Genomic DNA, 6,377 nt, shown 5'->3' with positions numbered 1-6,377 from the left:
GAACCATGGACGGGCTCTGGGCCGCGATCGGCCGCCTCATCGACCACTTCCCGCCCGCCGAATGCCGGAACTACTTCAACGCAGCAGGGTACGATGCAGCCTGATCGAATGGCGCTCTAAGCGAGCAGCGGAAATTTTTGGAACCGATGGCGTGCGGATAAAGCGGCAGATGCGGGGTTACTCAAAGCAGATTGCGAAGCGCGTCGAAACCGAGCTCCACTACGCGGTAGCCCAACGCAACAAACGACGCCCGTAGCTTAGCCCGATTCGGGTGGGGGATAGATCGGCTTTAACCTGGGGGATAGGGCAGCGTCTCTGACCTAATAACCCTATGATTTTTAAGTATTATTTTTACCAAAAAAAGCTGGCGCTCCCTAGGGGAATCGAACCCCTGTTTTCGCCGTGAGAGGGCGACGTCCTAGACCGCTAGACGAAGGGAGCGGTCCACCGCTTGCGCGGCGGAGGGCGCTTCTTAATCGCAAAGCTGCGGCCGGGTCAAGCCGACCGCGTCGTCCTGGCGCCACAATCCCGCGCGGTCTGCCGGTGCAGCCGCCGTCAGGGTCGCGGCACCCGCGGCCCGCCGACGGTGACGCGGTGGGTTTCCTTCAGCGTCCTGAGATCGTAGATGACGATGATGGCGCCGTCATCGCGCTGATAGGTGATGGTCAGGCCCTTGTCGGCGGCGACAGCCGACACCACCCGGCCGGCCTCGGACGGCACATTGCCGGAGATCAGCGGTCCGGCCGCCGGAACCGTCATCAGCCGGAAGACAATCACCGCCAGCACGCTGCCGACGCCGAGGATCATGACCAGGAACGAGACCACCGAGATGCGGCGGATGCGGGCGACGACGGCTTCGTTGGCGGCCGCGTTCGGGTCGGTCTCGGGAGGCGTGCTGGTCATCGGGTGCTGGGATTCACGGAACGGGACAATGGGATGGCGGGCATGATGGGGGAGCCCGACGCGGTGGTGACGGCGGATGTCGCGCGGGAGCGGCTCGACCGTCTGCTCGCACGCCGCCTCGCCGACCTGTCGCGCTCGCGCCTCAAGGCGCTCATCGAGGCCGGGCACGTCCGGATCGGCGGGCGGACCATGACGGATGCGAGCCACAGGGTCAATCTGGGCGATCAGGTAAGCATCGCCGTTCCCGCGCCCGAGGATCCGACCCCCAAGGGCGAGGACATCCCCCTCGCCGTCGTCTTCGAGGACGAGCATCTCATCGTCATCGACAAGCCCGCGGGACTGGTCGTGCACCCGGCCGCCGGCCACTGGACCGGCACGCTGGTCAACGCCCTCATCGCCCATTGCGGCGACAGCCTGTCCGGTATCGGCGGCGTGCGCCGGCCCGGTATCGTCCACCGCCTCGACAAGGATACGAGCGGGCTGCTGGTCGTCGCCAAGACCGACCGCGCCCATGCGCTGCTCAGCGCCCAGTTCGCCGACCACGGGCGCACGGGCCCGCTCGTGCGCGCCTATGTCGCCCTCGTCTGGGACGCGCCCGCGCGCGAGGCCTTCACCATCGACGCCCCACTCGACCGCGACCCGCACGCGCGCGAGAAGATCGCCGTCCGCGCCTCCGGCCGCCACGCCGTCACCCATGTGGAAGTGGAGGAGACCTTCGCCGGCGACCTGGTGTCGCAGGTCCGCTGCCGGCTTGAGACGGGGCGCACCCACCAGATCCGCGTCCACATGGCGCATGCGGGCCACCCGCTCCTCGGTGACGAGACCTATGCCCGCGGCTTCCGCACCAAGGCCGCCAGGCTGGGGGACGAGGCCCGCGACGCCCTCGCCGCCCTCGGCCGCCAGGCGCTGCATGCCGCCGTGCTCGGTTTCGCCCACCCGGCGACCGGCGCCGCGATGCGTTTCGAGAGCCCCCTGCCCGCCGATCTGGCGCGGCTGATCGCGGCGCTGCGGCGCGGCTGATCCGGCCGCGGCCATCCGAACAGCGCCCCCCCGGGGGGGGGTGTCCGGGCCGGCCGCAGAGGACCCCGACCGTAGGGGCAGGATCGGATTTCACTCCATCGTGTAATGACACGACGTCCGGTTTGGTATCATCCTCGTACAAGGGAATAAGAATGCTGACTTGCGCATTTGCAAAGATGCAAGGGGTTTCCTGCGATCGATGCGGGCATTTGTCAACGTTCCGCCATGATTGTTGCACAGCATGATCACCAGATCACGGGGCGATGAGCGTCACCGGATCAACGGATCGCCCGGGCTTCCGGGTGGGCGATTCGGGGCTCGCCGGATGGTCCGGGAGCCGAAGACAAGGAGGGCCCCATGGCTCACGCTGCATCTCTGCCGATCCTCTCCGCCGAGGCGGGGCTGTCGCGGTATCTCGACGAGATCCGCAAGTTCCCCATGCTTCAGCCACAGGAGGAGTACATGCTCGCCAAGCGCTGGCGCGAACACGGCGACAGCAAGGCGGCCCACAGGCTCGTAACCTCCCATCTCCGGCTGGTCGCCAAGATCGCCATGGGCTATCGCGGCTATGGCCTGCCGATCGGCGAGGTCGTGTCCGAAGGCAATGTCGGGCTGATGCAGGCGGTCAAGCGGTTCGAGCCCGACAAGGGTTTCCGCCTCGCCACCTATGCCATGTGGTGGATCAAGGCCTCGATCCAGGAATACATCCTGAGGTCATGGTCGCTGGTGAAGATGGGTACCACCGCGAACCAGAAGAAGCTGTTCTTCAACCTGCGCAAGGCCAAGAGTTCGATCTCGGCGCTTGAGGACGGCGACCTGCGCCCTGACCAGGTGGAAATCATCGCCACAAAGCTCGGCGTCGAGAAGCAGGACGTCATCGACATGAACCGCCGCCTCGGCGGCGACGCCTCCCTCAACGCCCCCGTCCGCGAGGACGGCGACGGCGAGTGGCAGGACTGGCTGGCCGACGATTCCGACAGCCAGGAGGCCGTGCTGGCGCGCGAGGAGGAGACCGACAACCGCCGCCTTGCCCTCACCCGCGCCCTCGGCGTGCTGAACGATCGCGAGCGCATCATCTTCGAGGAGCGTCGCCTTAAGGACGACCCGATCACCCTGGAAGAACTGGCTGAGCGCTTCGGCGTTTCGCGCGAGCGCGTCCGCCAGATTGAGGTCCGCGCCTTCGAGAAGGTGCAGGAGGCCGTGGTCAAGTCGATCCGCGAGATCGAGCGCCCGGCAGCCCAGGCCCAACAGATCGCTGCCGGCTGACCACAGCCGCCGGGTCAGAACGCATGAGGGAGGCCGCGAGGCCTCCCTTTTCTTTCTTGGGTCCTCCGGAGCTTGGGCCTCAACACGGCGTCGCCCCGCTCCGCTACTGGCCCCAGGCCTGCATCGCCTCTTCGAAGGCGCGATCGCCGGCCGCGCCCTTCTCGATGGTGAGGATGGCGCGGCGGCCGGAATCGTAGCGCATGGGAATATCGAAGAACGGGCGCGTCTTCAGCGCCTGGATATTGGTATTGCGGTCCATGTCGAAACCCGACAGGCCGATGAAGAAGAATCCGTTGGTCACCCGCACTGCCTGCCCGACGAGCGGCACGCCCCGCGCCTGCTCGGACACTTTCATCAGCACGCCCGGCACCTCGGCGACGCCGCCGAATTGGAAGTCGCGCGGCAGCGCGTAGAGCACCTCGATCGTGTGGCTGGCCGGCAGCGTCTGATCCAGATTGCGACGGATAGTGATGGTCACCGTCATCCGCCGCTCGGGAATCGACACCTCGCCCAGCAGGGCGAGATCCGGTGGCTGGCCGGGTCCGACACTGACGGTCTGGGTTCGCCAGACGACGGAGCCCTGCATCAGCGTGCCCGCGGCATTGCCAGGGGTCTCCTCGAAGAGGGCGGCCCGGTGGGCCTGGCCGGGCTGGACCGGCGCCGCCGGTACGGTTGCGACCGGAGGAGTCGGTGCGACAGGTGCCGCCACCGGCGGGGCGGCCGGCGCCACGGGCGGCGCTTCCGCAGCGGTAGCCGGAGCCGGGTCGGGAGTGCCCGCCGCGGGTGGCGGGGTATCGGAGGCATCGGCCGAGGCCGGCGGCAGGGCCGTCACGGGCGGATCGACGGGGACGATCTGGCGCGGGGTGGCGGGGGGGACCACGGCCACCGGCGGCTGGGCTGAGGGCGTCGCGGGTGTATCGCCGCCGACGCGGTCGGTCGCCTTCGGCCGCTCGGGATCGCCGGCCGGAGCCGGCACCGGAACGGCGACCGGGGCCGGCGCCTGTGCGGTGGCGAAGGGCATGCGGTCGGGATGGTTGTTGGCAACGTACCAGCCGAGCCCGCCAGCTCCGGCCAGCAGCAGCATCACCAGCACGATGGCGATGGCGCCGCCACTCTTGCGAGCCGGCTTGGCGTCGTCCTCGCCAAGGACGGACACCCGCGGCCGGATCGGCGCCTGCCCGGCCTCGTTAGCGTCGGTGAAAGGACGTGACCGGCCGACACTGGGCTCGATCCGCGCGGCATCGGCGACCGGCGCCGGAGGCGACAACTGGTCGCGGGCGGACTTGTGGGCATGGGCGGTGGCATCCCCCAGCCCCTCCGCGTCATGGGCCGCATCGCTGACGGTACGCGCCCCGGCGATGGAGATGGCCTCGGGCCGCTGCGCCGTTTTGCCCAGCGAGGCGAATTCGCGCTCCAGCATGGCATCCAGGCTGTCGGCTGAATTGTCGAGTTCAACCCTGCGGATCGCATCCTCAAGCGACATCCGCTCGCGCGTGATGTGCTCCTCCGGCAAAGGAGGGTTCATGTTGCGCAGTTGCGCCAGCAGCGCGGCTCGCGCGCGGTCGTAGACGCCACGCCGCGCTTCGCCGGTGTTCTCCGCCAGTGCCCCAACGGCGCGGGAGATGAGGGGCGTATAATCGGCCATCGAAACTCGCTTCTCGCCCCTCTACTGCTACTCGAAAGGATTACGCACCAGAATCGTATCGTCACGTTCCGGGCTGGTTGATAGTAACGCGACCGGACAACCAATCAATTCCTCGATTCGGCGGACATATTTGATCGCCTGGGCGGGCAGTTCGCCCCAGGAACGGGCGCCCATCGTCGTGGAATGCCACCCCTCGATCGTCTCGTAGATGGGCGTCGCGCGCGCCTGCGCCTCCTGATTGGCTGGCAGGATATCGATCCTCTTGCCGTCCAGCTCATAGGCGACGCAGACCTTGATCTCCTTGAAGACGTCGAGAATGTCGAGCTTGGTCAGGGCGATACCATCGATGCCGTTGGTCTTGACCGCCTGGCGCACCAGTACCGCGTCGAACCAGCCGCAGCGGCGCCGCCGGCCGGTGACCGTTCCGAACTCGCGGCCGCGCTCACCCATGGTCTGGCCGTCCACATCCTCCAGCTCGGTGGGGAAAGGCCCGCCGCCGACACGGGTCGTATAGGCCTTGGTGATGCCGAGAACGTAATTGAGGGCGCCGGGCCCCATGCCGGAGCCGATGGCGGCCTGCCCGGACACGGTGTTCGAGGAGGTGACATAGGGATAGGTGCCGTGGTCGATGTCGAGCAGCGTGCCCTGGGCGCCCTCGAACAGGATGCGCTTGCCGGCGCGCCGGGCATCGTCCAGCAGGTCGAAAACGGTCGTCACATAGGGCAGCACCTTCGGCGCCACACCGGCGAGTTCGTCGTAGATGGCCTGGGCCGCGATCTCGGGCAGGGCAAGGCCGCGGCGGAGCGCATTGTGATGGGCCAGGAGCCGCTCGATCTTCGGCATCAGCGAGCCGGGATCGGTGAGATCTGTCATGCGGATGGCGCGACGGCCGACCTTGTCCTCATAGGCAGGTCCGATACCGCGCCCCGTCGTGCCGATCTTGGTTCCGGCATTGGCGCTCTCGCGCTGCTGGTCGAGTTCACGGTGCAGGGAGAGGATGAGGCAGGCATTCTCGGCGATGCGCAGTGTCTCCGGCCCGATGGCCACGCCTTGCGCCGACACGCGTTCGATCTCGGCGACCAGCGCATGGGGATCGATGACCACCCCGTTGCCGATGACCGAGAGTTTTCCCGGACGCACGATGCCCGAAGGCAGGAGCGACAGCTTGTAGGTAACGCCGTCGATCACCAGCGTATGGCCGGCATTGTGCCCGCCCTGGAACCTGACGACCACATCGGCCTGGCTCGACAGCCAGTCGACGATCTTGCCCTTACCCTCGTCGCCCCACTGCGAGCCGACGACAACCACGTTTGCCATGGTCCAACATCCTCCACGGCAAGGCAAACCCCGGCAGCGCGTTAGCGCGTCCTCCCGGGGCCCTTGCACTGTGCGGATAATGGATCGGAACGAGGGTGGCAAGTGTGGAGCCGACCGCCTTCCACCACCGCGTGGCGACGGTCCGGGCCGGTTGAAGGCGCCACCCCAAGGCGGGAGGCGCCTTTCGAGACCGGTGGGAGGGATCGGCCGGAAGTCGCGCGCGGCG

At 67.7% G+C, this 6,377-nt stretch carries 5 protein-coding genes, 1 tRNA gene and 1 pseudogene; 3 read left to right on the top strand and 4 right to left on the bottom strand.

The window, feature by feature from the left end; all coding sequences use genetic code 11:
- Positions 1–104: pseudogene (locus Q0C57_RS16995) on the top strand (IS630 family transposase); the annotation flags it as partial.
- 261 nt (positions 105–365) lie between these two features.
- Here Q0C57_RS16995 and Q0C57_RS16990 read toward each other — a convergent pair.
- Both Q0C57_RS16990 and Q0C57_RS16985 read right to left on the bottom strand, forming a co-directional pair.
- Positions 366–441: transfer RNA gene (locus tag Q0C57_RS16990), tRNA-Glu, on the bottom strand.
- Between the two features lie 114 nt (positions 442–555).
- Positions 556–903: a hypothetical protein gene (locus Q0C57_RS16985; RefSeq protein WP_296577914.1), complete on the bottom strand. Its 348-nt coding sequence runs from the start codon at positions 901–903 to the stop codon at positions 556–558.
- A gap of 42 nt (positions 904–945) precedes the next feature.
- Here Q0C57_RS16985 and Q0C57_RS16980 point away from each other — a divergent pair, with 42 nt between their 5' ends.
- Both Q0C57_RS16980 and rpoH read left to right on the top strand, forming a co-directional pair.
- A complete protein-coding gene (locus Q0C57_RS16980; protein ID WP_296577912.1) occupies positions 946–1,923 on the top strand; it encodes an RluA family pseudouridine synthase in 978 nt (325 codons plus the stop codon).
- Positions 1,924–2,280: 357 nt separating this feature from the next.
- Positions 2,281–3,189, top strand: a complete 909-nt coding sequence (gene rpoH, locus Q0C57_RS16975) for an RNA polymerase sigma factor RpoH (RefSeq protein ID WP_296577910.1) — start codon at positions 2,281–2,283, stop codon at positions 3,187–3,189.
- A gap of 103 nt (positions 3,190–3,292) precedes the next feature.
- Here rpoH and Q0C57_RS16970 read toward each other — a convergent pair whose 3' ends face one another.
- Positions 3,293–4,834 carry a hypothetical protein gene (locus Q0C57_RS16970; RefSeq protein ID WP_296577907.1) on the bottom strand — a complete coding sequence of 514 codons (1,542 nt, stop codon included), beginning with the start codon at positions 4,832–4,834 and terminating at the stop codon, positions 3,293–3,295.
- A 27-nt stretch (positions 4,835–4,861) separates the two neighbouring features.
- Positions 4,862–6,151 carry an adenylosuccinate synthase gene (locus tag Q0C57_RS16965; RefSeq protein ID WP_296577906.1) on the bottom strand — a complete coding sequence of 430 codons (1,290 nt, stop codon included), beginning with the start codon at positions 6,149–6,151 and terminating at the stop codon, positions 4,862–4,864.
- Positions 6,152–6,377 lie beyond the last annotated feature (226 nt).

Origin of the sequence: Phreatobacter sp., from assembly GCF_022843985.1 — a bacterium.
Taxonomy (GTDB): domain Bacteria; phylum Pseudomonadota; class Alphaproteobacteria; order Rhizobiales; family Phreatobacteraceae; genus Phreatobacter.
This window is presented reverse-complemented; position numbering and strand designations above follow the sequence as displayed.

Coding starts and splice junctions, on each gene's coding strand:
- Q0C57_RS16985 (WP_296577914.1), bottom strand. CDS start 903: ATGACCAGCACGCCTCCCGAGACCGACCCGAACGCGGCCGCCAACGAA.
- Q0C57_RS16980 (WP_296577912.1), top strand. CDS start 946: ATGATGGGGGAGCCCGACGCGGTGGTGACGGCGGATGTCGCGCGGGAG.
- rpoH (WP_296577910.1), top strand. CDS start 2,281: ATGGCTCACGCTGCATCTCTGCCGATCCTCTCCGCCGAGGCGGGGCTG.
- Q0C57_RS16970 (WP_296577907.1), bottom strand. CDS start 4,834: ATGGCCGATTATACGCCCCTCATCTCCCGCGCCGTTGGGGCACTGGCG.
- Q0C57_RS16965 (WP_296577906.1), bottom strand. CDS start 6,151: ATGGCAAACGTGGTTGTCGTCGGCTCGCAGTGGGGCGACGAGGGTAAG.